The sequence below is a fragment of the Streptococcus devriesei DSM 19639 genome (genome assembly GCF_000423725.1).
Taxonomy (GTDB): Bacteria; Bacillota; Bacilli; order Lactobacillales; family Streptococcaceae; genus Streptococcus; species Streptococcus devriesei.
Map to the genome: position 1 here is coordinate 613,445 of NZ_KE384084.1, position 25,053 is coordinate 638,497.

At 38.7% G+C, this 25,053-nt stretch carries 23 protein-coding genes and 2 pseudogenes; 9 read left to right on the forward strand and 16 right to left on the reverse strand.

Features of this window, described 5'->3' with window-relative positions; genetic code table 11:
- Window positions 1-4: 4 nt before the first annotated feature.
- Window positions 5-1,240 (reverse strand): LysM peptidoglycan-binding domain-containing protein, encoded by a 1,236-nt coding sequence (locus G573_RS11070; RefSeq protein WP_084522386.1) that lies wholly within the window; start codon window positions 1,238-1,240, stop codon window positions 5-7.
- Between the two features lie 262 nt (window positions 1,241-1,502).
- On the opposite strand from G573_RS11070, the gene lysS reads away from it, so the two are divergent.
- A complete protein-coding gene (gene lysS, locus G573_RS0109100) occupies window positions 1,503-2,993 on the forward strand; it encodes a lysine--tRNA ligase (protein WP_027976439.1) in 1,491 nt (496 codons plus the stop codon).
- 404 nt (window positions 2,994-3,397) lie between these two features.
- Here the strand turns inward: lysS and G573_RS0109105 are convergent, their stop codons facing one another.
- The 6 genes and pseudogenes from G573_RS0109105 to G573_RS11555 form a co-directional block, all read right to left on the reverse strand.
- Window positions 3,398-4,306: a hypothetical protein gene (locus G573_RS0109105; protein ID WP_027976440.1), complete on the reverse strand. Its 909-nt coding sequence runs from the start codon at window positions 4,304-4,306 to the stop codon at window positions 3,398-3,400.
- A 278-nt stretch (window positions 4,307-4,584) separates the two neighbouring features.
- The gene (locus tag G573_RS0109115; RefSeq protein WP_037586877.1) at window positions 4,585-6,213 is read right to left on the reverse strand and encodes an ATP-binding protein; all 1,629 of its coding nucleotides are present in this window, start codon (window positions 6,211-6,213) and stop codon (window positions 4,585-4,587) included.
- Entirely contained in the window at window positions 6,200-7,567 is a 1,368-nt protein-coding gene (locus G573_RS0109120) for an SIR2 family protein (protein ID WP_027976442.1), read from the reverse strand. The genes G573_RS0109115 and G573_RS0109120 overlap by 14 nt, the downstream gene beginning before the upstream one ends.
- Before the next feature lie 11 nt (window positions 7,568-7,578).
- A complete protein-coding gene (locus G573_RS0109125) occupies window positions 7,579-12,255 on the reverse strand; it encodes a DEAD/DEAH box helicase (protein ID WP_027976443.1) in 4,677 nt (1,558 codons plus the stop codon).
- Window positions 12,256-12,360: 105 nt separating this feature from the next.
- Window positions 12,361-12,627: a DUF5960 family protein gene (locus G573_RS11665; RefSeq protein WP_084522387.1), complete on the reverse strand. Its 267-nt coding sequence runs from the start codon at window positions 12,625-12,627 to the stop codon at window positions 12,361-12,363.
- A pseudogene (locus G573_RS11555) lies at window positions 12,628-12,825 on the reverse strand (Y-family DNA polymerase); the annotation flags it as partial. It lies immediately after the preceding gene.
- A 98-nt stretch (window positions 12,826-12,923) separates the two neighbouring features.
- Between G573_RS11555 and G573_RS0109135 the strand changes: the two are divergent.
- The 5 genes from G573_RS0109135 (at window position 12,924) to G573_RS11680 (ending at window position 15,361) form a co-directional block, all read left to right on the forward strand.
- Window positions 12,924-13,394, forward strand: a complete 471-nt coding sequence (locus G573_RS0109135; protein ID WP_027976444.1) for a helix-turn-helix domain-containing protein — start codon at window positions 12,924-12,926, stop codon at window positions 13,392-13,394.
- A 1-nt stretch (window position 13,395) separates the two neighbouring features.
- On the forward strand, window positions 13,396-14,226 hold the full coding sequence (locus tag G573_RS11080; protein ID WP_084522388.1) for a zeta toxin family protein: 831 nt from the start codon (window positions 13,396-13,398) through the stop codon (window positions 14,224-14,226).
- Between the two features lie 432 nt (window positions 14,227-14,658).
- Window positions 14,659-14,715: a hypothetical protein gene (locus G573_RS11785; protein WP_425423402.1), complete on the forward strand. Its 57-nt coding sequence runs from the start codon at window positions 14,659-14,661 to the stop codon at window positions 14,713-14,715.
- A 304-nt stretch (window positions 14,716-15,019) separates the two neighbouring features.
- Entirely contained in the window at window positions 15,020-15,238 is a 219-nt protein-coding gene (locus G573_RS11675) for a hypothetical protein (protein WP_245543148.1), read from the forward strand.
- A gap of 18 nt (window positions 15,239-15,256) precedes the next feature.
- Window positions 15,257-15,361, forward strand: a complete 105-nt coding sequence (locus G573_RS11680; protein ID WP_245543149.1) for a site-specific integrase — start codon at window positions 15,257-15,259, stop codon at window positions 15,359-15,361.
- A 611-nt stretch (window positions 15,362-15,972) separates the two neighbouring features.
- Here the strand turns inward: G573_RS11680 and msrA are convergent.
- The 6 genes and pseudogenes from msrA to G573_RS0109180 form a co-directional block, all read right to left on the reverse strand.
- Window positions 15,973-16,467 (reverse strand): annotated as a pseudogene (gene msrA, locus G573_RS0109155) (peptide-methionine (S)-S-oxide reductase MsrA); the annotation flags it as partial.
- A 30-nt stretch (window positions 16,468-16,497) separates the two neighbouring features.
- Window positions 16,498-16,935 carry a peptide-methionine (R)-S-oxide reductase MsrB gene (msrB, locus tag G573_RS0109160; RefSeq protein ID WP_027976447.1) on the reverse strand — a complete coding sequence of 146 codons (438 nt, stop codon included), beginning with the start codon at window positions 16,933-16,935 and terminating at the stop codon, window positions 16,498-16,500.
- Window positions 16,936-16,977: 42 nt separating this feature from the next.
- Window positions 16,978-18,348 (reverse strand): dihydrolipoyl dehydrogenase family protein, encoded by a 1,371-nt coding sequence (locus G573_RS0109165; RefSeq protein ID WP_027976448.1) that lies wholly within the window; start codon window positions 18,346-18,348, stop codon window positions 16,978-16,980.
- Between the two features lie 27 nt (window positions 18,349-18,375).
- Window positions 18,376-18,684: an antibiotic biosynthesis monooxygenase family protein gene (locus G573_RS0109170; RefSeq protein ID WP_027976449.1), complete on the reverse strand. Its 309-nt coding sequence runs from the start codon at window positions 18,682-18,684 to the stop codon at window positions 18,376-18,378.
- Between the two features lie 38 nt (window positions 18,685-18,722).
- The gene (locus tag G573_RS0109175; protein ID WP_027976450.1) at window positions 18,723-19,082 is read right to left on the reverse strand and encodes a class Ib ribonucleoside-diphosphate reductase assembly flavoprotein NrdI; all 360 of its coding nucleotides are present in this window, start codon (window positions 19,080-19,082) and stop codon (window positions 18,723-18,725) included.
- Between the two features lie 6 nt (window positions 19,083-19,088).
- Window positions 19,089-19,568 carry a MarR family winged helix-turn-helix transcriptional regulator gene (locus G573_RS0109180; protein ID WP_037586932.1) on the reverse strand — a complete coding sequence of 160 codons (480 nt, stop codon included), beginning with the start codon at window positions 19,566-19,568 and terminating at the stop codon, window positions 19,089-19,091.
- A 555-nt stretch (window positions 19,569-20,123) separates the two neighbouring features.
- On the opposite strand from G573_RS0109180, the gene G573_RS11560 reads away from it, so the two are divergent.
- Window positions 20,124-20,267: a hypothetical protein gene (locus tag G573_RS11560; protein WP_027976453.1), complete on the forward strand. Its 144-nt coding sequence runs from the start codon at window positions 20,124-20,126 to the stop codon at window positions 20,265-20,267.
- Between the two features lie 209 nt (window positions 20,268-20,476).
- Entirely contained in the window at window positions 20,477-21,835 is a 1,359-nt protein-coding gene (locus G573_RS0109200) for an Nramp family divalent metal transporter (protein ID WP_027976454.1), read from the forward strand.
- A gap of 61 nt (window positions 21,836-21,896) precedes the next feature.
- Here the strand turns inward: G573_RS0109200 and G573_RS0109205 are convergent, their stop codons facing one another.
- Complete coding sequence (locus G573_RS0109205) at window positions 21,897-22,109, reverse strand: YdbC family protein (protein ID WP_027976455.1); 213 nt, start codon at window positions 22,107-22,109, stop codon at window positions 21,897-21,899.
- Between the two features lie 149 nt (window positions 22,110-22,258).
- On the opposite strand from G573_RS0109205, the gene G573_RS0109210 reads away from it, so the two are divergent.
- On the forward strand, window positions 22,259-22,573 hold the full coding sequence (locus G573_RS0109210) for a hypothetical protein (RefSeq protein WP_027976456.1): 315 nt from the start codon (window positions 22,259-22,261) through the stop codon (window positions 22,571-22,573).
- Window positions 22,574-22,675: 102 nt separating this feature from the next.
- On the opposite strand, the gene G573_RS0109215 is transcribed toward G573_RS0109210, so the two are convergent.
- Together G573_RS0109215 and G573_RS0109220 are read right to left on the reverse strand one after the other, a co-directional pair.
- Window positions 22,676-23,965, reverse strand: coding sequence for a peptidase U32 family protein (locus G573_RS0109215; RefSeq protein ID WP_027976457.1), 1,290 nt, complete (start codon window positions 23,963-23,965; stop codon window positions 22,676-22,678).
- 16 nt (window positions 23,966-23,981) lie between these two features.
- Window positions 23,982-24,908 carry a peptidase U32 family protein gene (locus G573_RS0109220; protein ID WP_027976458.1) on the reverse strand — a complete coding sequence of 309 codons (927 nt, stop codon included), beginning with the start codon at window positions 24,906-24,908 and terminating at the stop codon, window positions 23,982-23,984.
- Window positions 24,909-25,053 lie beyond the last annotated feature (145 nt).

Genomic DNA, 25,053 nt, shown 5'->3' on the forward strand with positions numbered 1-25,053 from the left:
CTCACTATTCTAGATTATCATAGGACTCGTCAGCCGCTTCTGTTACAGCCTCTGTTGTGTCTTCTTCCTCATAAGGCTCTGCTGCTGTTGTATAGTCATCCGTATCATTATTATACGGAGTATCCGCAGCATCGCTGTTATCGTTGCTATTACTATCCGCCGTGCCACTGCTTCTATCAGTATCTGCATTCGGAACATCACTTTCATCATCGCTGGAAGTGTCGCTTGGCTCTGTTTCCTCAGGCTTATTATAAAGACTTAGATTGAAGCTGAGCTCCGTTTTACTTTCCGCCGAAACATCCAGCTGGACCGCCTGAGCATCCGTCAAGTCTTGCAGATGGCCGTCAGTCTTTAATTGTTCGTAAATAGCTTTGGCAGCTTCTTTAGCCGCTTTTTGCGTTTGAGCAGTGCTGTTTACCTCAATGATTTGAGCCTGTTGGTATAAGCTTTCTTTTTCCAAATCTTCGACTTGAGCATCAGCTGATTTTTCCTCATCATGGGAGATAAAGCTGATTTTTTCGGACGATTCTTCCATCATAAGTTTATTCATTTCGTCTTGAACAGTATCCTGATAAACTTCAGTCTCTAATGTTTTTTCTTTAGCTTTTGGCTTGGTCTTCTTTTTAGTATCAGTACTTGATTGATCGGTGTCATCTTCATTTGAAGAACGATCTGTACTCTCTTTAGTCATTTTATCAGAAGATGATGAACTGTCGTCTTGATCATCAATAGCAGGATAATTGTGCTCAATATGATTATCTTCATAATAAGAGGTGTTGTTAACAATAATCACAGTATCATTATCGCTGTAGAAATTAATATTGATTGAGGTATGGGCACAATAGCGTCCGCTTCCTTTATAGGTATAAGATGCAGGCACCTTGCCATCGCGGTTCAGAATAAGTACGTCCCCTGCATAAATCAAGTCTACATTGGCAATGTTATTGTCATAGGCGAGCTTTTGGATAGAGATACCAGTTGCCTGCGAAATCCCCCAAAGGGTATCACCCCACTGAATAATGTAACGTTCACCGTTTAAATGATTCAAATTAATATTTTGAGATGATATGTTGCTGCTGATCTGGTCCGGAGTGCTGGCAACCCAATTGGTAATATCAGCACGCTGAGCATTGGTTTGATCAGCATAAAAATCATTTGCTGCTACTTTTGCTTGCACAAGCATCGGCAAGACAAGAGCACCCAGCATCATAGCACTGCTAAAAAGCTGTTTCTTTTTCATTGGTCATCCTCCCAGAAATCCGCCATTAACCATTGATGATGGTTAAATCAAAAAATTAACATTAGTTTGCAAAAATATTACTATTTCTTTACATCTATTATATTCTTTCTGCTGCCTTGCTGTCAACTGATTTTAAAATTTTTCACAAGCAAATCGATTCTTTAACCCTCTTTCTCTCCAGCAAAGCATTTTCGCAGATTTTCCTATATCACATGTCCTTATTTTATGGTAAAATAAATAGGAAAACTTTTTGGAGGAAAACATGTCAAATCAACACACAGAAGAATTAAATGACCAACAGATTGTCCGCCGTGAAAAAATGGCTGCCCTTTCTGAACAGGGAATTGATCCCTTTGGCAAACGTTTCGAGCGTACTGCTACTTCCGGTCAATTAAAAGAAAAATATGCTGACAAATCAAAAGAAGAACTGCACGACATTAATGAAAGAGCCACTATCGCCGGCCGTCTCATGACCAAACGCGGCAAAGGCAAGGTTGGCTTTGCCCACCTTCAGGACCGCCAAGGCCAAATTCAGATTTATGTGCGTAAAGATACTGTCGGTGATGACAATTATCAGATTTTCAAAAAGGCCGATATTGGGGATTTCTTAGGTGTTGAAGGAGAAATCATGCGCACCGATATGGGGGAGCTCTCTATCAAGGCGACGCATATCACTCACCTGTCTAAGGCTCTTCGTCCCCTTCCTGAAAAATTCCACGGATTGACAGACGTTGAAACCATCTACCGCAAACGCTACCTTGATTTGATTTCCAATCGCGACAGTTTTGATCGCTTTGTCACTCGGTCAAAAATCATCTCAGAAATCCGCCGCTACCTTGATGATCTTGGTTTCTTAGAAGTGGAAACACCTGTTCTCCATAATGAGGCCGGCGGCGCTGCTGCAAAACCATTTACCACTCACCACAATGCTCAGGATATGGACATGGTGCTTCGGATTGCTACCGAACTGCACCTTAAGCGGCTGATTGTTGGCGGCATGGAGCGGGTCTATGAAATCGGCCGTATCTTCCGCAACGAAGGCATGGATGCTACTCATAATCCTGAATTCACATCCATTGAGGTCTATCAGGCCTATGCTGACTTTGAAGATATTATGGACTTGACTGAGGGCATTGTTCAGCATGTTGCCAAGGCCGTCAAAGGAGATGGTCCGATCGAATATCAAGGCACCGAAATCAAAATCAACGAACCCTTTAAACGCGCTCATATTGTTGACTTAATCAAGGAAGTAACGGGTGTTGATTTCTGGCAGCCTATGACCTTAAAAGAGGCAGAGGCCTTGGCTGAGGAAAAAAATGTACCGCTTGAAAAACATTACACTTCTGTCGGTCACATTATCAATGCCTTCTTTGAAGAATTGGTCGAAGAAACGCTCATTCAGCCTACCTTTGTTTACGGCCATCCTGTTGAAGTATCGCCTTTGGCTAAGAAAAACGCCGATGATGCTCGCTTCACCGATCGCTTCGAGCTCTTTATCATGTGCCATGAATACGGCAACGCCTTTACCGAATTAAACGATCCAATTGATCAATTGGAACGCTTCAAGGCTCAGGCTGCTGCCAAAGAACTGGGAGATGATGAAGCAACAGGCATCGACTATGACTACATTGAAGCCCTCGAATACGGTATGCCGCCAACCGGCGGACTGGGCATCGGCATTGACCGCTTAGTCATGCTTCTCACTGATACCACCACTATCCGCGATGTCTTGTTATTCCCTACGATGAAGTAATTGGCTCTAAAAGCGTTGTTTTTGCGGGATTTCTGAATAGAAAACTTACCAACTTACCAAAAATTTACCAGAAATTCTTTACAGGGTTGCAAAACTGTATAAAGACTTACACTTCTCTTGGACTTTTCCAAGGGAAGTTTTTTGCTTTTGAGACAAGAAAACTGACAGCAGATTTTCTACTGTCAGTTTGTGATTTAGTTAGACATTTCTTTAAATGCGTCCAGGTGTCGTGACAAAACAAAACCTGCAATTTCATCAATACTATCTTGATTAGCACTAACAACCTCTTCTTGTCTTTTTGAGACTACTAAATTCTTTTTTGATTTTACATCTATTTTCTTCCTCTTTAATAACCAACTTTCCGAAAAAGAGACATTCCTGACAAATATGCAAACTTATCACCTTTATTGTGTTGCTATTCTACCAATGAAACAGAAATACAATAACTCTTTAAACTCTATTTGCTCAATAGTGTTAGACAAATATGTATCTAGATTTTTTGATTGATAATATTTCGAGGCATCTTCAAATGTTCTATATATACCACCCGAAGCCAATTTTACACGAGGATTTCGTATTTTTGTACTAAGTAATCCGAATGCATTGTTGAATTTTCTTAATTCAAATGGTAGTTCGCCCTCACGAAAATCTTCATTATATTCTATTATTTCTTCCTCTGTAGGATAATGCATTGCAGAAATTTCATCTTTATTGCTAATTAACCAACAATATGCTGATTCCCAACTCCTACTTTTTACTAAGGATAACAAATATTTATCTATCAACATAACATTGTCAAAGCCTTTTATATCCAATAATTTTTGTAAAGTACGAAATCTTATCTCAGGTGGCAGTTGAGAGAACAGTGATAATACGTTCTTATCTGACTTTAAACTCAAATTATATTTCAAAAAATATTGAATAAATAGGAAAGAAAATAAATCCCAAATTAAATTTTCAGTTTCCAGAAATTCTTCCATACTAGCCGTCATGTGATTTTGTGTATGAGAATACTTATTACCAATTTCTCTAAGATTATTTACTGTAGCTTCAAAGTCTTCACGTAATATGTCATCTACAGAATTAAGTCTTTCAGTCGTTTTATATCTTGGATTTTTAACTGAAGTAGTAATATCTCCTAATTCCATTTTTTCACTTTTACCCAAATTTAAAAATCTGCGAGTAATTAATTCAGTCAATTTACGCAGTAAGACAATCTTACTACTTATACTGATATTAGAATAATATATATCTGCAATTAAGTCTGAAATCAATACTTCATAATCACTATTATCAAAGGGGGTTATTGCCATATTTTTACTCCTAAAAAAGCATACGAAACTACAGTTCCATATGCTTGACAGTTACTCACTAGAAACCTAATCATTTGCAAGTTGTGCAAGAGCGATTTCTTTATATGAAGTAACAACTTCCGATGCTAGTCCAATAAGGGCTAGAATAATTTTTGTCAAATCGACTTCCATTATTTCTTCCTCCTTCTAGACACTTCCTGTGCCAAAAACCGAGGACTAACATCAATATAATTTTATATTTGAAAAAGTACTTTGTCAACTCATTTTTATGTCAAACTTTATAGTAGACTAGGGGTATCATTATGGTGCGGTCGACTACATTTATCTACTTTTATGTAAAGGTCTTTAAGAAGATTGATACTTGTTAAAACTGCTTCACCAGTATTTAATTTCTTAAGTTGATTTAACTGATTTTCAGATAGATGATTTTGAACCGCTTTTAATTCATCAGATGCTGTTAATCTATGTAACACCATTGTTCCGATTTGACCAAGTAATATTTTATCTACGTCATTTGGATTCTGAGTGGTTAAAAACAGAAAAATCCCCTTCTTTCGTCCCTCCCTAGCGATACTATTTAAACCTGTATAGAAAGAAACACCATCATTAGTCAATGATTTCGTATATCGGTGAATTTCATCTACAAAAATTATGAATGGATTTATTCTATCCTTTGCAATATTGATGAGAAAGTTCGTTATCAAGTCGACAATCATTCCACCGATTTCATCAGTAGTTCCTATTTTTGAGGCATCTATGTACAGTGATTTTTTTGTATCACTCATCGTCCACTCTTCAATAATATTTAGCAATCCTTGATGACTGGAGTCAAAAAAATTTAGAAAGCTTGTGTTTGATAATTTGTAATCTATCTTTTGGACTAAATATTGATTAGAATTAAAGTTAAAATCATCATAAATAAAATATGACAGTTTCCCTCTTCTTTCTCGTTTTATAGCTTCATTTGACACTTGTTCAGACAGTAACTGAATTTCAAAATCCTTATCACTTGGAGATAGGGAAGCTATGTTACTAATTACTTCATCCACCCTTTTTTCAATTTTAATGTATACGCTTGATTGATTAATCTTTTTCTGGTATCTCAATGAATTTATAGCAGCAGCTAAAACTGCTGGCTGAGTTCCGTCATTAGTTTCAAATAATATAGACCATTGTTGCATAGAAAGTGCTGAGACTGAAATAAAGGCATCTTCGCCTAAGACATACTTATCCACCTCATCATCAGTAAATGAATCAGAATATTCCCCTGTTGGATCTATTATCAATGTTCTTATGCCATCATTAACTAACTTATCTAAAATACTCAAAGCTGAGGTGGATTTCCCACTATTTGTGGTACCGACAGTCATCAAATGTCGATTAAATAGGGTTTTAGGCTGTAATTTTATAGGGTATTCTTGGGAACTAAATGCAAGATTAGCGAAAGAGGATAGTTTTTTCTCACTATCAGGATTCACCTCTATTGATTTGATAAACAGTTCCACAGCTTTCTCATTCGCAATATACACCTTGTCAGTAATACCAACAGTATTGGTTCCGTTTAATTTAAAATATTTTTCACCCAACGGTATATATCCAAGTATATCTATGTTTATTTCTGGAAATATTTTTTCTTGCTGTCCTTTTGTTAACATTTCATGAACACTATCGGAATTTGGCACTTTAGATTGAAATATCTCCCCAAAGAATAAGCCATTGCTTGAATCGACCAAGACATAGAAATTTATAGTATTAGGTGCAAGAATATCTGTCCTTAACTTTCTATATGAAAAGAGCGATAAATTTTCTATCTGAATTGTCGAATAGGAACGGTTGACTTGGGAAATCATTCCAAGATAATAGTTACTCTTATCAGCCACTTTATAAAAACTATCAATAATCGTCATTTAAATACCTTCCACTCAAGTAATCAACTAAATCGCTATTCATAGTTGCCTTTAAAAATGATATAGGATATCCTTCTTCCATCATTCGCACAAGTTCAGCCCAATTTTGATTATATTTAGCATCAGTTTCTCCAATCTCAATATATTCATTATTATCACTACTCCATTCTCTATTCGGATCAATATTATAGTCAGTGACCAATAGCTTTAGGCTTGAGTTGTTCTTTAAAGCTTGGGTAATCATTTTAGAAATATGGTCATCCGCAAAACTAAATCCAGACGAAATTAACAGAGTATTTGGCCGCTTAATAAGTTCTTGGAATTTGGTAAACAGTTCAAAATACGGTTCTTGATAACTTTGAGCAAATTTATCAGAACTAGGAAAGACCATTACCATCTTATCTGTATCTGTAATACTATCCTTATTTTTTCTCAAAATATCGCCATTGTCTTGCTTTTCCCAAGTCAACGAACCATGGATTTTGACAAGATTAAAAGTCTTATCTTTAAATTCAACTTCTCTAGTATTGACGTTCTGAACCTCTTTTATAAGATTCCATTCAAACATATTACTGTCAAATTTAGGGCGTGGGGTAAAATTAAATCCATCAAAAATAACAAAATTATTTTCCGCCGCAGCCTCCTCTATCAATGCATCATAATTGGTTGTGATAATAGAAAATTTATTTCCATCTTTTCCTGATAAGCCTGATAAAAGATTTAATAATGCCCCGTGTTTCAACACTTTATTATTATAAGAATAATTAGTATTTTCCTTGATTAGTTGTAGGATTTTTTCAACTGTTCGATTGAATTGTTCTTTGTCTTCTATTGGAACATATGGACGATAATGAAACAATGTAGATAGAAAGTCTTCTAAATTAAAACCATCATCTAATTTGGGAGTATTGGGTTGCTCAGAATCGGTAGAATCTAATATTACACCATCTCTATATCTACATTTATCAGCCAATTCTTCTAATGTGTATAAGTCATCTGACTCATGTAATTTCTCAAACACATCATCAGCAATCATTTTGACTGTTTTTCCATATTCGGGGTTTAAATCAGGGGTTACTGAAGCCCCAGCTCCTGCTAGAAAAACAATATTTGAGTATTTCTCGCCATAAATGGTTTTACGAATTTTTTCGCTAATTAAGTGCCTGAAATCCTTCTCTTGGAATAGATTTTGGTCTTCACCTTTCGGATTTTGTTTTTCAAGTAATCCGTTCGAATCGTAAAATTCATTACCATTATTTTTATCAATCCCATATGAAATTGAATTTGATAAATAGTGTAATTCTATTTGATTATCTTTTGGTTTATTCTCATCGTCAAAAAAGAAGAAAAACATAAAACTCACTCCTACTCCTCCACTTCAAATTTCGGCAAACTATTGACCAAATCAACAGTCTGCATTGACACATTGATGATTCTCAGCAAGAGATTAAAGATATACTTTTCATCTGTACTGTAGTCATTTGGGTCATCAGTGATGCCAGATTTTTTATCCGTTTTAACCTGATATTGGTCCATAATCCACTCAATAGCTGAACGACCATTGACCATGTACTCATAAGCTTTCTCAGGAATACTCTTGATAGTGATATCGTTATTATAGACAATCGCAGAGCGATCCCCTTTTTTGATGAATTTCATCTTCGTAACCTTGTAAGAAGGCCAAGCTGATAACTGAATTTCTACATCATCATAGACAGGGACTTCCTCATAGTTGAGGTGCAAGTCCATCAAGGCTTTACCGACTTCGACATACTTTTCCTTATGCTTAGCTATCGGAATCCGAGCCAAATCCTTCTTCAAATCATTGGCATACCTTTCTTGATAATCACGAGAATTAAGCAAACCATAGACATAGGCAAACGTGTCATCCAAACTCAATCCAAGTTTATCCGCAAAAGCCTGATTCATATTATCATGAGATTGGAAAAGCGCTGTTTCATCCACTTCGTTATCGTAACGCATGAAACTTTGAGCTTTTTCCAGACTATCCATGTTAGGTATTAAATTTGTTATCAATGGAGAAAAATCACGAGATACACCTCTACCTGTTGTTAAGATAACAAGATTTCCTTCACCAAATTTCTTATACCATTGACCAGGACGTTCTACGACATCATTACCGTAATAGAGATTTTTCTTTGTAAATGGACGATATAATGATTTAATAATCTTATCCTTATTAAATTGGATTTTTTTAGATTTCAAAATTGAATCTTCCAGTTTTACAGACCACTTTATAAAATTATCATCTCGATTCAATAGCGATTTCCGTTCATCAATTTGTACCGAATTTAATCTCTCTAATTCAGAATTATAATTAGAGATTAGCTTATGGCTATTTTGCTCTACATTTTGTTTTGAAAAATTATATACCCAGCTATCACGATTAGTTGAAACACCTATAATATTTTGAGTAAACACCGAATCCTGCTCTCCAGCCATGACAGCATACTTCTGGTAATTCGGGTCTCGTTGGTTGAGCCAGTCATTATTATCATCAGGTGTAATATCTTGCCATTCAATTGCTGAAATGTCACCGAAGTCAGAAATGATATTTAGCTTTTCTTTTTGCGATAGATAATCACCAATATCATGGTAATGAATTTCATGACTATCTGAGCCATCCTTGACTAAGATCGAAATAGCAACTGTTGTTCGTGTCCCTCCGCCAAAGACATTTCCTCCTTCCTTTTTACGGAGTTCTCCAAGTCCAAGGGCATTCCCACGCATATTAAAAATATAAAGGTGATTAAAATCTTCATAAAGTCCCGCTCGCAAACCGTCTGTTGAATTTGAATTTAGGAAACCACCATTAGTCACAAACCCAATCACACCTTTGTCTTTGAGACGGTCAGATGCCCAGCGAAAAGCTTTTACATAAGAATCGTAAAGCCCTTTTGTCAATCCTGCATTTGATTTTTCAACATAAGTTTCTGCCAAGCGTTTATCTAATTTCGGATAAGAAATATTTTGGTTATTGTCGTTTTGACTACCTTGTCCGATAGAGTACGGCGGATTGCCAATAATAGCGGTAATTGGCTTTTCTTGCTGGCGCTTGAGACGCTTATCATTTGTACCAAAGAAGGAGTCATCTAGCGTATCTTCATTCTCCGTGGATTCAAAGGTATCAGTCAGGACAATGCCTTCAAATGGAAGATAAGCTTCTTCTCCGTTAATGTCATCAAAGACTGCTTCAATGTTGATAGCAGCAATATAATAGCTGAGCAGGACGATTTCATTGGCATGGAGTTCTTGCGTGTATTTTCTGAGCAAGTCTGCATAGGTAATTTCTCCCTTATCCATGAGAGATTTGAGGTAGTGGAGGGTTCTGGTGATAAAGGTACCCGTACCTGTAAATGGATCAAGAATATGGACATTTTCACTGGCTAAAGTCTTGCCAAAATGCTTCCTCAAGACAACATCAACTGACTTGACGATAAAGTCCACAACCTCAACAGGCGTAAAGACGATACCTAGACGCTCTGTGGTTGTTTTGAAACCAGTTGAGAAAAACTTATCATACAACGTGATGATGATTTTCTGCTTGGCTTGGGCATTATCAATCCCTTCTGCACGTAGTCTTACAGAGTCATAGAAAGGCTGCAATTCTTGCTGTTCTTTTTCAAAGCCATATTGAGACAGTTCGGCTACGATTTGCTCCATGGCAGAGCTGACAGGGTTGTTTTTGATAAAGCCATACTCACCAAATAGAGCGTCAAAGATGGGCAAGGTAATCAGATGCTGAGCCAACATTTCAATAGCTTGATTTTGGTCAATAGATTCATTGATATTATGCTGTAAGCTATGCAAGAAGCGTTCAAAAGCTTTTCGACTATCAGGATTTTGGTCAAGAATGATATTGATGCCTTGGACATGACGTCGTGCAATATCTGCCACATCTTTTGACCAATCTTCCAGATAGCGTCTATCTCCCACTTTTTGAACGATTTTACCGTAGATAGCGCCCTCAACAGCTTCCCATTCTAATTCAAGTTCAGTCTGATAGCCTACTGTTGGTTCATCTACAAATCCACCACCAAAATTCGGATCATCAGGAGCACCACCTACACCAATCACTTGAATATTCTTTGGTTTTTTCTTATTCAATTCAAGTTTGTTGATCGTTGCTTCAAACCGTTCATCGACAGAACGAAGGGCATTTAAAACTTGCCAAACCACATCGTAAGACTTGTTATTATCTAAAATTGTTTCAGGTGTTTCACCTGCTGGTACAACGATAGGCAAAATGATATAGCCGTAATCTTTTCCTTCAAATTTACGAATAATCCGACCAACCGCTTGGACAATATCCACCTGTGATTTACGAGGAGATAGGAAAATAATAGCATCTAAGTTTGGAACATCAATGCCTTCTGTCAAAAATCGTACATTTGACAGGATACGAGCAGAATCCTCTGGAATATCATCACTTCCCAACCAATCTAAAGCTTCATTTTTCTCAAGTGCATTCATCCCACCGTCAACATGACGGACATTAACGGAATAACCTTCTTCGCTATTAAGATAATCATTAACAACATTTTCAAACTGTTCTGAAAGCCGCTTACTATCTTTGATTGTCCTTGAGAATGCGATGGCGCGTTTCATTGGCTCCCCTGAAACCTTATCTGAGAAACTCTCACGCTTAATCATACCATTCCAAACACCGATAATACGTCCGACATCATCAATATTTAGACCATTTTCAGGGTCAGACAGCGATTTTTGCATATCTTTTTGTACAACTTTTTCATCAACTGCCAAGACCATTAGTTTATAGTCAGTCAGAATATCATGACTAATGGCATCTCCAAAGCCAAGACGATAAAAGACTTTACCGTATAGACTTTCATCGTCCATACTAGATATGAGGATAGAGTTGCTTTCAGCTTTCTTTTTGGCCTCTGTTCCGTACAATTTAGGCGTTGCCGTTTGATAAAGACGTTTGTGACCTTTAACATTTGAGTTCCTATGGACTTTGGTAAAGGATGAATCATCATCACCTAAAGCTTTTGCACCAGTCGTTCGGTGAGCTTCATCAGCAATAATCAAGTCAAAGTCTGGAAAACCATTTTGTTGTGCTTTCCCCAGAACATCAATAGATTGATAGGTACCAAAGACAACTAACAACTCTTTTTTAGGATGCTCCATCAACTCTTGGTAGTTTTCAACGACTTTTTTAGACGATGTAGTCGCAGGGTAACCAATATCACTAGCTTTTATAGTAATATTTGACTCATCTTGTTTAACACTTCCACGGCTGGCATTTCTATCACTAGTAACTGCCATTGAAGACATGCTCATATCTGTATCATTATTCCAGCCACGCAAGGTCTGAGTGAGGAGCTGAATACTTGGAACAAGATAAAGCACCGTAAATTGTTCTTTACCAGCTTCTTTTGCCATAGCTTCTGCAACTTTCAAACTCGTAAATGTTTTTCCCGTTCCAGGAGCCATAATGAGCTGACCACGATCATTTCCTTTGAAATACTCTAAGGCTGACTTGATAACATCTCTTTGGTAATACCTAGGTTGCTTCTTCGCTTTTACTTGGACTTCATCTGGTCGTTCGAAAGAAAATTTCGTCCAATCAATTCTAGAATTTCTTAAGTCCGATAACCCCACACGGACAATATCACTTCTATCCGCCAATGCTTTTTCAGCATTTTTTCCCCACTTATCAGTAGAAGCTACAATAATACCAGATTCATAGTAGCTCTTCCCTAACTCACTCAAAAAGGAATCAATATTAGACTTTTGTATAGCATGATTGTAGAACTTAGCTTGAATCGCTACCAGTTCACCAGTGTGCTTTTCAGCAACTAAATCCACACCAATATCAGCTTTAGGAATCCTGAACTCCTCTGGAACTTCTGATAGCATCCAGACGTTTTTAAATTCATTTTGATAGGTTGGTTCATTTTGAAAATAAGCACGAACGAGATATTCAAAATAGGTTCCTCTATCTCGCTGTGATTCCGCTATCTTATTAATTTGTGCAACTAAGTTATCAAAAGACATAATTCCTCCTTTATCTACTAACTAGGTCGTATTGAATTACTGAATATGTCAAAACTATTATAAACTTTTTTGTGTTAAAAAAATAGCATCCATCGCATAATGGCGCTATTTTAATCCTGTATACAAATAATTTCTAACAATGCGATTTTCTTGTGTGGTTCCTACCTGAAAATAAAAGCAATACTCCCTCCTATCCTCACTATTCTCCTTATTGAGCTTAAAATAGTCTTTATGGCTCATGGCCATTTCTCGAAGAATAACATCTGTTAGCGAAGTAGTGTGTTCAGATAAGAAAAAAACCATCCATTTCATCATGCCTCGGTCTTGATGCCCCCTTGCGGATTGAAAAGGGAGGTAATTAATTTCTATCAATCATCTCAATCCATCTAATCCACCAGCTGGATGTCCACCAATCAATTTGCTGCGTTCTAAACTACATGAGACTTCTAGTAATGAGGAGCCTTTCTGTATCAGTGTAATTCCAAATTGATTTCTGATAGTATCAATCGCTGATTGAAGCCTTTCTTCTTTTTCTATTTTATCTACGTCATCAAAAAGGGAAATCAGACCTATGCCGTGGCACCTTAAATCACAGTTTTTTGCACCATAAATGGTGCATATTGATTTTTTATGTTATAATAGTGGCAAATAGGCAGGAGGGTGAGTCAATGATTTCAGAAAATATCCGTCTTCTCCGCAAGACACATGATTTAACGCAAACTGAATTTGCTAAAATTATCGGCATTTCAAGAAATAGCCTTGTTCGCTACGAGAATGGAACAAGCCCTATTACAACCCAGTTAATTGATACCATTTGCCAAAAATTCAATGTCGCTTATACCGATATTGTAGGGGAGGAAAAAATGCTGACACCTATTGAAGAATATGACTTAACAGTTAAAATTGAAGTGATTAAGGAAATTGGTGCCAATGTCCTTGGCTCACTCTTTCATGTCGTTGAGAAACAAGAAATTGACATTACGGATAAGACGAATCCTTGGATGATTACCATCAATGAAATTTCAGCGATTATCAATACCAAGCTCTATCAAGTAACTAATCCTGATGAAGCGGAACGCTATCTTGGATATATTCAAGGAACGGAGCGGATGATCCAAGCTGTGGAATTGGTGGCCTAAAATGACTCTCGATACATTTACCGAAGAGGCACTCCAGTTCCGTCTACAGTTAAATATCATGACCTTAACGGCTGGGAAAACACCTGCTGCTGTCCCAACTGCTATTCTTCTTGGTGGTCAAAGTGGAGCTGGGAAAACAGTGATTCATCGTCTGAAATCTAGTGAGTTTAAGGGAAACATCATTGTCATTGATGGTGATAGCTTTCGTAGTCAACACCCAAACTACAAGGAACTTCATGCTCAATTTGGAAAAGATGACGTGGAATACACCAAAGAGTTTGCTGGGAAAATGGTTGAAGCTCTCATCAATGAACTCAGTCAAAAAGGCTTCAACCTTTTGATTGAAGGGACACTTAGAACTTCCCAAGTTCCTCTAAAGACTGCTCAATTACTAAAAAGTAGAAACTACCTAGTTCATCTAGCTATCATGGCGACAAAACCTGAACTATCCTACCTCAGTACCTTGGTCAGATATGAGGAAATGTTCCTACAATCACCTGACTCTGCACGAAGTACTCCAAAAGACCATCATGATGCCATTGTTCATCACTTACCATCAAACGTTCAAGAACTCCAAGACAGTATGATTTTTGACAGCATTCAAATCTATAATCGTCAAAAAGAATTGTTATTTGATAATGATAACACTGCTATTCGTGCTCGTCTAGAAAGCTTATTGTTTGGTTACTGGACGAGATTTGAAATCACAAATTTCGAAACGTCTCTTGAAAAACTAAATGAGTTAAGTCAACAAAACCACCATGATGATGAGTATGAAGACTATCTCATCACTGCACAAAATAAACTAAAGGAATTGAAAAAAGAAAAATGATATTAAGGGTCGATTAAGCTTACCAGGCTATACTATAGTCAATCCTAAATAACTTTTCGTTTTCATAATCTCCTAGAAACAAGCTCAGAAAATGGGCTTGTTTTCTTTTATCAAGAAATAACGGAAGAACACACATGAAAAAATAAATTCCATTCTGGGAAAAATCAAACCTCACTGTCGAGGAAGCAGCCTCATACTTTAGTATTGGCGTCAATAAGTTATGAGAAATCAGCAATGATGATGATTGTGACTTTGTTCTCTGGTGCGGAAGCAAACGTTTGATTAACGTGCTAAGTTTGAAAAATTTCTCGAAAACCAATATTCAATTTAATAGATAAACCATAGGGCATAGGCTGTAAAAGCTTATGTCCTCTTTTTTTGCTATAAGGAGGAAAAGATGGCTACAAGAAACGTAAAGATAACAAAAACCGAGTGCTAAAAGATGGTGAATACCAGCGCCCGAACAGTACCTATGAATATCGTTGGTAAGATAATCGACGAAAGACACATAGCATTTATGCTAAATCACTAGTTCAGTTACGGGAAAAAGAAAAACAAATTTTGAAAGACACTTTAAATGCTCTCAATGTCAGCAAAAATATTACGGTCAATGATTTATATAAAAAATGGAAAATACTCAAAAAGGGATTAAAAGATAATACCTTTAAAAATTATTAATATCTTTTTGAACACTTTACATTGTATCTGACCAAATTGGAAAATGAATATCCAGAGATTGCAAAAAAAAACGGATGGTCGATCCTTCTATAACTTTCTAGCAGAAGAAAGACACATGCAAGTTAATACTATTGACAGTATTCACACTGTACTTCATCAAGTTCTTCAAGTTGTTGTCGATGATGAGTATATTGCCTACAATCCTTCTGACAATGCTCTTAAAGAATTGAAACAATCACGAACAACTGATAAAAAAAGACAGAAAGCATTAACACTACAGGAACAGCAACTTTTTGAAACATTTCTTTCTAAGAGTAATCACTACAAGGGATAGTCACCTGTATTTACTACAATGCTTTGGACTGGTCTTCGGGTTGGCGAGGTCACTGGTCTAAGATGGCGAGATATCGATTTTGAAAGTAACACCGTCAGCGTCAACCATACTAGTTTATTATGATACTAGAACTAAAAAAGGTGTCGTCTATGCCATCAATACACCTAAAACAAAAGCAGGTGAACGTACTGTCCCACTCCTTTCCAAAGTCAAAGAGGCTCTAATTCAATAAAAAATCACCAAGAAGAACTAGAAATCACTTGTCGAAGCAAAATGGACAGATACACCGATTTTATCTTTCTTAATCGATTTGGAGAAGTATTTCACCAAGGAACATTGAATAAAGCATTGAAGCGAATCATTCGTGATTGCAATTTTGTTGTGCTTGATGGTAAAATAAAAAAATCAAAACCTTAATTTAACAGGCTTTATGAGCATTCATGAACTTATAAAATCCACGGTTCCTTTTCCCTACGATGAAATAGGTTAGACTTATTGGCAAGTAACTACTCCACAACAAGTACCTCCCATTTTAAGACTTGAAAAAGCGTAAAACTGGTGCTAAAGCAATAGAAAAACCGAACATCTAACCTGGAAAATTGGTTCTAGGATAAGATGTTCGGTTTTTTGAATCGTCCAAATCTAATGACTTTGATATTTTTAAAAATCCTTACACTAATGAGAGTCTCAAAGATAATCTGTTTTATTAGTAACTAACAAAGCAGTTTTCAATCAATCTCTTTTATTGGTACCTTAGCCAAGGCTAAATCAATATGGCAGTAGCCGTTGGGATTTTTCTTGAGGTAGTCTTGGTGATAGTCTTCAGCGTCTATAAAGTGACGTAAAGGTTCCAGCTCAACAGCCAGAGGATGGCCATCGTGTTTTTGACTGACGGCTCGCATCATTTCTTGCGCAATTGCCTTGTCACTCTCATCCGTGTAATAAATACCTGTGCGGTATTGACGGCCCATATCGTTGCCTTGATGATTGATAGAGAAAGGGTTGATAATGCGGAAATAGTGCTGGAGCAGCTCACGCAGGGTGATGCGTTCCGGGTCGTAAGTGACAGCGACAGTTTCTGCATGATCGGTCGCATCAATCAAGGCATAAGACGTGACTTCAGATTGACCATTGGCATAGCCCACACGGGTTCCCACAACACCGTCAATCAAGTCAAAATAGCCTTCAACACCCCAAAAGCAACCTCCCGCCAGATAAATTGTTTTCATATACTTGCCTCCGTGTTCTAAAATAGGCTCTTACTCAACGATAGACATATAATCTGCGTAGCCTTCTTTTTCCATTTCTTCGTAAGGAATAAACTTGAGCGCAGCAGAGTTGATGCAGTAGCGCAGACCGCCGCGGTCAATAGGACCATCGTTAAAGACATGTCCTAAGTGTGAGTTAGCTTCCTGACTGCGAACTTCGATACGGCGCATACCGAAAGAACGATCTTCGTGGTCGGTCACCCGATGATTGTCAATAGGTTTGGTAAAGGCTGGCCAACCGCAGCCTGAGTCATACTTATCTGTTGATGAAAACAAGGGCTCGCCACTTACGATATCAACGTAAATGCCCTTTTCAAAAAACTCGTCGTATTCCCCTGTGAAAGCCCGCTCAGTTGCGGCGTTCTGTGTAACCTTGTAAGCTAAATCGCCGATACGTTTGCGCAACTCTTCTTTTGTTTCTTCTGTCATATGTGGTCCTCCTTGTGCTTGGTTACGGATATGTTTTATCAGTTATTGTGCTCTTAAAAGTGGTGTTAATGTTGACCAGAGCATATAGGTCTGAGTTGGAAAGGACATAATCATGCTGTTAAGATCCTGTGCAGTCATCTTTTTCTCGATGATCGGTGTCAGCCAATCCAACCAAGTTCCGGCTTGGCTGGAAATCGCAGCCGCTCCTACCAAGTAGTCTTCCTTATCAAAAATCAGCGCCAATTCAGCATCCAGCTCATGGTTGTTGACCCAGTCGCGTCGTTCTCCCCATGGGATTTCGACCAATTTGTATTGGTCAGGATGGGCTTTTGCTTCGTCAATGGTGACACCGACTTGACCAATCCGAGGAAGAGTAAAGACAAGGTTCGGGATAACAGGATAAGTGATGGCCGCACCGTCAGAATTTAAGATATCACGAGCGATATAATTAGACTCAAACTCAGCAGTTGGTGTTAATTTGGGAATAGTTTTATCAACAACGTCACCTGAGGCGTAGATATTTGGCACAGCGGTACGCATGTGGTTATCTACCTTGATACCACGGGAGCTTGCTTCGATACCACGGGAGCTTGCTTCGATACCAAGATTTTCGAACCCTAAGTTTTCAATGTTGGCAATACGTCCTGTCGCATCCAGAACAAAATCACCAGTTGCTGAAAGACCGTCAGCTGTTGCAACACGGAAACCATTGTCCGTCTTTTCGACTTGGGAAACGGCTTGGCCAAAGTGGAAGACAGCGCCTTGAGCTTCAAATTTAGCGACGATTTTTTGGACATATTTTTCTGGATAAGCCAGCAAAGGACGCTCAGCATACTCAAAGAAGGTCACTTTCTTGCCTGCCAGTAAGGCCATTGAGGCAAATTCCATTCCAATAATTCCTGCACCAATTACAATCATGTGTTCAGGCAAAGCGTCCAAATCTAAAAATTCTGTGCTGCCTTGTGTGAATTCTTTGCCTGGAATATTGAGCTTGGCATTGCGGGCGCCAGTTCCGATAACGATATAGTCAGCCGTATAGTGTTGGCCGCCAACAGAGACCGTGTGGGTATCAACGATAGTTCCCCGTCCGTTGATAATGTCAATCCCTAAGTTTTTGAACCTGGGAGGAAATACCTCTTGAAAGCCAGCCAGAGTTTTGCGCTTATGAGCCATCATGGCTGCCCAATCAATCTGCACATCCGCTTTCAAGCCCAAATCTTGGTAGTTGTTCAACCCATCTAAATACTCAAAAGGGCCATCTAAGAGAATTTTGGCATCGCAGCCATAGTTGGTACAGACACCGCCAAATTTGTCTGCCTCAATCATAGCAACTTTTTTCCCTGCTGCAGCCAGCAGACCTGCACCGTGGTTGTTGGCATGGCCGCTTCCGATAAAAATAACATCATAGTTCATTAGGTTTTCCCCAGCTTTCTTTACGTGTTAGTCAGTTAATACTTTGTAAGTGTTCACTTTGCGTGAGACGTGCTTGCGAACCTCCTGTACTTTGGGGTCTGCATGCCCTTCTTTGTGACCCGGACGGTTCAGCCACGCCTCAAAATCTGTTTTATAGTTCCATTTTGAGAGCAAGATAAATTCGATACTATCTCCCTTATCTTCGCCTTGCCAGCCTTCAGCTGCCAGATTTCCCGGCCAAGCTTTGAGGGAAGCAACATCGCGTTTAATTTTTTCAAGAAATTCTTCTTGGTAATTTTTGTCTACAGTAAATACGGCTGTTTGTACAATGGTCATAATGTTTTCTCCTTTTATCTGATTAATTTCTTAGTTGGTTACAAATTTTCTAAACTTTTAGCCAAGTCCTCGATCTCTTGAGGCGTTCCTAGGCCGTCTAACTTGGCTAAGATAGGGACCTTGTAAGTCTGGGCAATGTTTTCGGCTCCAAAATTGAAGGTTTCAGCATGTTTTGCCATGGAACCACTCCCAACAACGGCCTTGACGCCTGGATTATGCGCTAAAAACTGCTCGACAGCTTTAGGTGTTTTGCCTCTTCCTGTAGAATACGTGAAAATCACATAGTCCCCGTCAATTGATTCGTCGCCTGTTTCGATTTTTAAGGGATCTGTCACACCCAATTGGTTTACGATTTTCTCAACATGGCCTGTACGGCTTGCATAAACGATTTTTGTCATCACTGTTTACCTTCCCTTTCGTTCTTGTCGGAAGGTCTCCATTAATTCTTGGAGTAATTGTAAAAGCGTATCATTGTCCGTACTGCCCTTAAAGTTTTTGGCAACCTCAGCTTGGACAGCCAAAGCAGCCTGCTTTAGATCTGCGCCTTCCTGAGTGAGGGTGACAATCAAGTCACGGGCATCCGCTTGTGAGCGCTCCTTACTAACAAACCCTTTTTCCTCTAATTTCTTTAGGACAGGTGTCAGAGTGCCGCTATCTAAGAACACCCTGTCTCGCAGTACACGGGTGACAAGGCTGCGCTCTTCCCAGAGAACCATCATAATCACATACTGTGTGTAGGTCAGCCCGATATCAGCCAATAAAGGCGTGTAGCGGTTGATAAATTCTCTCGAAGCTGCATACAAAGAAAAGCAGAGGTTATGCTCCAAAAGTAGAGATGATGGTTGCTCTTGGAGCTTATTACCTATTTTTTGTGTCTGTGTCACTTCAACCTCCTTAAAATCAATTTCATTCAATCGATTGATTAAAATCAGTTTAACAAAATCAAATGAACCTTGCAAAAATTTTGCTCACACCCTTGATTTTTATTCCCTTGGGTGATCTAACCGAAATCCGCCTTATTTAAGCATCGTTGCCAGAAATTTCGATAAGCTTAAAAAAGCTTTGTCATTTTAGACAGACTAAAAGGGCCAAGCTGGCCCTTTTGGCTGTTTTGTTTCTTCACACTGAAGTTTACCTGATTAATCCATTTTAACAACAAACTTTCCGGCAGTCTGTTCTTTGATGGCATCAGCAATATCTTCTCTATCATAGTCAACTGCTGCATCAAATCCTTACAGGCATTCTTTTCTGTTGCTGGGCACATTAAAAATCCAGTTTAATTAACAAGCTGGATTTTTTGATAACATTGCAGGACATTGTCTTATCTCCAATTACTGGTTTCCAGCTGCTTTTCATGGTACAATAAAATCAACGTTTTGTATGATACTGACCCCTAAAGAAAGGACGTTTGGCCTTCCATTTGCCAATTAATCATTAACATGAAAAAATATTATATTTCTTTTTTATCCGCTGCTATTTTTATCGCTTACGGACTCTTGCAAAAGCATTACATCTTTGTGGTTCTCGGGATTGTTTTTATCCTGATTGGCATTAAGGATATTTTGGATCACAAGAAAGATTAGCCAGTAAATAAATTATAATGAGTTTGGAAACGCTGAACAGAAGACACAGCTTAGGTTTTGTACCCACTTGTGAAACTGGTTCATCGTTGTCCAAGCTTTTTATTTTTCTATTAAATAAGGCGTGCCTAATTTTTTACTTTGTTATACTTAACTTTTTAAAATTTTTGTGCTATACTTGAGATAAACGTATTTAGAAAAGAGATTTTCAAATGGAAACTCACCACTTTTCAGCAACTCCTCCTCAAAAACAGTCTCTCAGTGAGGTCAATCAAAGTGTTAAAGTTCCTAAAAACGCTTCTTTCTGGACAACTCTGAGAGCTTTTTTAGGTCCGGGAGCTCTTGTTGCCGTCGGTTATATGGATCCCGGCAACTGGATTACCAGCGTTGTCGGCGGAGCCAGTTATAAATACCTGCTTTTGTCGGTTGTCCTCATTTCCTCCCTTATTGCCATGCAGCTGCAGCAAATGGCCGGAAAATTGGGCATCGTCACTCGGCAGGACTTGGCTCAGGCTACAGCAGCACATCTCCCTAAGGGCTTGCGCTACCTCTTGTTTGTTATTATTGAGCTGGCTCTTATGGCTACTGATTTGGCAGAAGTTATCGGCTCAGGAATTGCCCTGCACCTCTTATTTGGCTGGCCGCTGCTGTTTTCAATTTTCATTACCATCTTAGATGTTTTCTTGCTCCTGTCTATTATGAAATTAGGCTTTAGAAAAATTGAGGCCATTGTTTCAACCTTGATTTTGACTATTCTCCTTATCTTTGCCTATCTCGTTCTTATTTCTAATCCAAGTGTGGCCGGTATTTTCAAGGGCTATCTTCCCAGCACTTCAATCTTTGATCTGTCACGGACTGCTGACAACAGCAGGCTGACCTTAGCTCTCGGTATTATCGGTGCGACTGTCATGCCTCATAACCTCTATCTCCATTCGTCCATCTCACAGACACGCCGGGTTGATTACAAGCATAAGTCTTCTATTCGGCAGGCCGTAAGATTCATGACCTGGGACTCCAACATTCAGCTGAGCTTGGCTTTTATTGTCAATTCTCTTTTGCTGATTCTCGGAGCATCACTGTTTTATGGCCATGCCAGTGAAATCAGTGCCTTTTCACAAATGTACAATGCTCTTTCTGATCACACGATTGCCGGAGCAGTTGCCAGCTCTTTTCTGTCAACCTTGTTTGCCATTGCTCTTTTAGCCAGCGGCCAAAATTCAACCATTACCGGAACACTGACCGGTCAGATCGTGATGGAAGGATTCTTGCACTTGAAAATGCCCCAATGGCTTATTCGTCTGGTGACACGTCTGTTAGCACTGCTTCCTGTTTTAATTGCTGCCATCATTTACGGCAGTCAGGAAAAAGTTTTAGACCAGCTTATCGTTTACTCACAAGTTTTCCTGTCTATTGCTTTGCCTTTTTCTATTTTTCCGCTGGTTTATTTTACCTCCCAGAAAAAAATCATGGGCGACTTTGTCAATGCTAAATGGAATACCTATCTGGCTTATGGAGTTGCTGTTTTATTGACCATCCTCAATTTACAGTTAATCTTAGACACACTCTTTTAAGCAGGGCAGATTTTCCATTTTAAGGCAAAATAAAAAGTCGAAGCTTAATACTGCTTCGGCTTCATTTTTTAAATTCATTGACTAAAACATCAAATTCTTCATTGGTAAGGGTAATCCCCTTGCCCATCTTTGTATGATCAGGACTCCAAGATCTGATATCAAACTTGGCCGGTGCGCCGTTAAAGCTGACACGGTTGAGTTCCTTAGTCCAGCCCTTGTCATTTTCAGACAGGACTAATAGTTTTTCTTCGATATTAAATGTAAATTCTGCCATATATGCCTCCTATCAAGATATTCGTAAGAAAAAGTGCTAAAATGACCCATTTTTTTAATTTATCGTTTTTCTTACAATTTTTAATTAAGTATTTCATTTTAACCTAAAATGAGGTATAATCATTCTAACAATTTTTTAGAGAAAATGCCATGAAAAGATTTTTACAAACGATTTTAGAGCATGTGAGGGAATTCATTGAACCGACCAAAAAATCTCCTGACATTGTTTTAAAAACCAATCAGCTGCTGCACACTATTTTACAAGCCCAAAAAAAGCATGAGGCCGTCCATGTGATCTATCTCGACAAAAGTTTTACAGGAGATATTGTCAGATATGATAAGGAAAACAATAAGCTCATCTTAAAAAATTTTCAAAAGAATATGTCAGCTATCATTAGTATCTCAGACATCAAACGCCTGACCCTGGTACCAAAAACAGTCAGAGATTCACAAAAACTAAAATAAGCCATGCACTATTATGTACTGACCTCAAAAATTAGATGTCATATCTAACTTTTGAGGTGCTGTTCATAGTGTGCTGGCTTTTTTATTAATCACATAGAGCAATCAAGCTCTGAGCGTTACACTGCTGCCGTCTTCTTTATATAAATTGACTAAGCCTTCCTTGCAGGCCCGAATCATATCGCCTGCTTTGACTTCCTGAGGTACTGTAATCGTCAAGAGCTCCATCGGCTTAGGGGCACGTTCGATCTTGATGCCGTCAGCATCGTGCAAATCCTGAATAAAGGTTTCAAAGTGGCGGAAGCCCGGTCCGTAAAATTCGACCCGGTCTCCTTCGTTGATAACATTTCGCTGACGGATTGTAGCAGTCATGCTTGTTTCGTCAAAGTCAACAACTTCGCCAATAAACTTGTATTGCGGAATTTTGCGGCGCGCTCCGAAGAGCTGCTCGTTTTCTGTCGGCGTACTGTAGTAAAATCCAGTCGCCAATTCACGCTGGGCGACCTTCCATAATTCATCAATCAGATCCTGCTTGATAGCTTCAAACTTTTCCGGACTTTCAAGATAGGCATCAACCGCAGCCTTATAACAGTTAGTTACTGTGGAGACATAGTGAATGGATTTCATGCGGCCTTCAATTTTAAGGCTGTCAACACCGTTTTCAATCATATCCGGAATATGTTCAATCATACACATATCAACGGCTGACATTGAATATTCCTCAGGAATTTCACCCTTGAGCGATCGGCGCTCCTGCCCAAAAGGCATGTCAAAGAGATCATATTTCCAGCGGCAGGACTGTGAGCAGCCGCCGCGGTTGGCATCACGATGGCTCATATGATTGGATAAGACACAGCGCCCTGAGTAAGAAATGCACATGGCACCATGTACAAAAGCTTCGATTTCAACACTGGTACGCTTACGAATTTCAGCCAGCTCTTCCATAGTGACTTCGCGCGCCAAAACGACACGCGTCAGCCCCAGCTCCTTCCAAAATTCAAAAGTTTCATAATTTGTTGAAGAAGCTTGAGTTGACAGGTGGATTTCCAGACCTGGTGCCTCCGTTGCACAGATGGCAATCAAAGCAGGGTCTGATACGATAACAGCATCAAGACCTAAATCACGCAGCTCTCTAAACCATTTCCCTGCTCCAATTTCATTGCCTTCATGAGTAACCATATTGGCAGCTACATAGACCTTCACACCGTGTTCATGAGCATAATTAATGCCTTCGGCCATTTCTTCCATGGAGAAATTACCGGCACGGCTGCGAAGACCATAGGCCTGCCCGCCGACAAAAACAGCATCTGCGCCGTAATCTACAGCAACTTTAAGTTTTTCTAAGGTTCCGGCCGGTGACAAAACCTCCGGACGTTTTTTTCTTATTTGTGTCATTTTACATTCTTTTCCTTTATTTTACTAAATCAGGGTCAAAGTCATAAAAGCCAGTGTCTAACCCTCGGCCTTTGGGGTGAAGTTTTCGGAGTTCTTCATCAAAGAGGAAAGCCTGATCCTGCGTAAAAGTTCCTGCTTCTATCAAGGTACGCGCCTTAACAAATAATTTAGCAATCTCTACAAAATTGTGCCCCGGACAGTAAATACCATCCAGTTTCCAATGATTATAATGGTGATCGGTTAATTCTGGAAGTTTTGTCATTAAATCAATATCATTATTGATAAAAATATGAGTCCCATGCTTATCTTCGTAAATGGAATAATGCGATTCCGGATCACCAGGTTCAGCCAGAAAAAGCCCGCGTTCTCTTGATTTCTCATCATCAATGTGTGTAAAATGATAATAATTTTGAATTAAAGGCCTCTTTGAATGGTGAATGACAGAAGCTCCGTAAACCAAGATTTCAGCCGGAATCTCTAAATTCTCAGACATGGCAAAAAGCTCTTGTGAAGGAATTTCACGCGCTAAAACAGCCTCTGCTGCTCCATGCTGACCCCAAAAGTTAACCTGACGGCTGGAAGTGACAAAAACAGATGTATCATAAATCAGCTTAAAATGATAGCCGTCGCGCTTATTGACATAAAAAACACCGGCATCGCCGACAACCAAATAATCAACTTGAATTTCTTTCATCAGCTCTAAAAAAGGTCTGATATTGTCCATCATCTCCTGATGCATGAGAGCATTGGCAGCAACAGTCAGCTCTTTTCCCGCCCCATGAACCAAGGAAGCAATCTCCCGCAATTCATCATAGCTAAAGGTATGCGGCAGCCGCAGAGCATAATCTTTTTCACCGACATAAATGCGATCTACACCGGCTTCTAACAATTCTTTGACTTGTTCAATAGATTCTGCGGTTGCAGTAATAACAATTTTTTCCATACCTATTATTGTATCAAATTTAGGATAAAAATCTACTTTTTTAAAAAATTTGAGGTCTTATCAAGGCAAAAACTAAAGCTTCTGACAAAAAATTTTCAGAAAACAGATGACAAACCTCATAATTTGTGATAAGATGTTAAGGAAT

Excerpts from the sequence above, each read along its gene's own strand:
- G573_RS0109210 (WP_027976456.1), top strand. The coding sequence starts at position 22,259 with ATGAAAAGATTTTTACAAACGATTTTAGAGCATGTGAGGGAATTCATT.
- G573_RS0109170 (WP_027976449.1), bottom strand. The coding sequence starts at position 18,684 with ATGACCATTGTACAAACAGCCGTATTTACTGTAGACAAAAATTACCAA.
- G573_RS0109135 (WP_027976444.1), top strand. The coding sequence starts at position 12,924 with ATGATTTCAGAAAATATCCGTCTTCTCCGCAAGACACATGATTTAACG.
- G573_RS0109215 (WP_027976457.1), bottom strand. The coding sequence starts at position 23,965 with ATGACACAAATAAGAAAAAAACGTCCGGAGGTTTTGTCACCGGCCGGA.
- G573_RS0109165 (WP_027976448.1), bottom strand. The coding sequence starts at position 18,348 with ATGAACTATGATGTTATTTTTATCGGAAGCGGCCATGCCAACAACCAC.
- msrB (WP_027976447.1), bottom strand. The coding sequence starts at position 16,935 with ATGACAGAAGAAACAAAAGAAGAGTTGCGCAAACGTATCGGCGATTTA.
- G573_RS11675 (WP_245543148.1), top strand. The coding sequence starts at position 15,020 with ATGCAAGTTAATACTATTGACAGTATTCACACTGTACTTCATCAAGTT.
- G573_RS11680 (WP_245543149.1), top strand. The coding sequence starts at position 15,257 with ATGCTTTGGACTGGTCTTCGGGTTGGCGAGGTCACTGGTCTAAGATGG.
- G573_RS0109105 (WP_027976440.1), bottom strand. The coding sequence starts at position 4,306 with ATGGCAATAACCCCCTTTGATAATAGTGATTATGAAGTATTGATTTCA.
- G573_RS0109175 (WP_027976450.1), bottom strand. The coding sequence starts at position 19,082 with ATGACAAAAATCGTTTATGCAAGCCGTACAGGCCATGTTGAGAAAATC.
- G573_RS0109120 (WP_027976442.1), bottom strand. The coding sequence starts at position 7,567 with ATGTTTTTCTTCTTTTTTGACGATGAGAATAAACCAAAAGATAATCAA.
- G573_RS11080 (WP_084522388.1), top strand. The coding sequence starts at position 13,396 with ATGACTCTCGATACATTTACCGAAGAGGCACTCCAGTTCCGTCTACAG.
- G573_RS11070 (WP_084522386.1), bottom strand. The coding sequence starts at position 1,240 with ATGAAAAAGAAACAGCTTTTTAGCAGTGCTATGATGCTGGGTGCTCTT.
- G573_RS0109115 (WP_037586877.1), bottom strand. The coding sequence starts at position 6,213 with ATGACGATTATTGATAGTTTTTATAAAGTGGCTGATAAGAGTAACTAT.
- lysS (WP_027976439.1), top strand. The coding sequence starts at position 1,503 with ATGTCAAATCAACACACAGAAGAATTAAATGACCAACAGATTGTCCGC.
- G573_RS0109125 (WP_027976443.1), bottom strand. The coding sequence starts at position 12,255 with ATGTCTTTTGATAACTTAGTTGCACAAATTAATAAGATAGCGGAATCA.
- G573_RS0109200 (WP_027976454.1), top strand. The coding sequence starts at position 20,477 with ATGGAAACTCACCACTTTTCAGCAACTCCTCCTCAAAAACAGTCTCTC.
- G573_RS0109205 (WP_027976455.1), bottom strand. The coding sequence starts at position 22,109 with ATGGCAGAATTTACATTTAATATCGAAGAAAAACTATTAGTCCTGTCT.
- G573_RS0109220 (WP_027976458.1), bottom strand. The coding sequence starts at position 24,908 with ATGGAAAAAATTGTTATTACTGCAACCGCAGAATCTATTGAACAAGTC.
- G573_RS11560 (WP_027976453.1), top strand. The coding sequence starts at position 20,124 with ATGAAAAAATATTATATTTCTTTTTTATCCGCTGCTATTTTTATCGCT.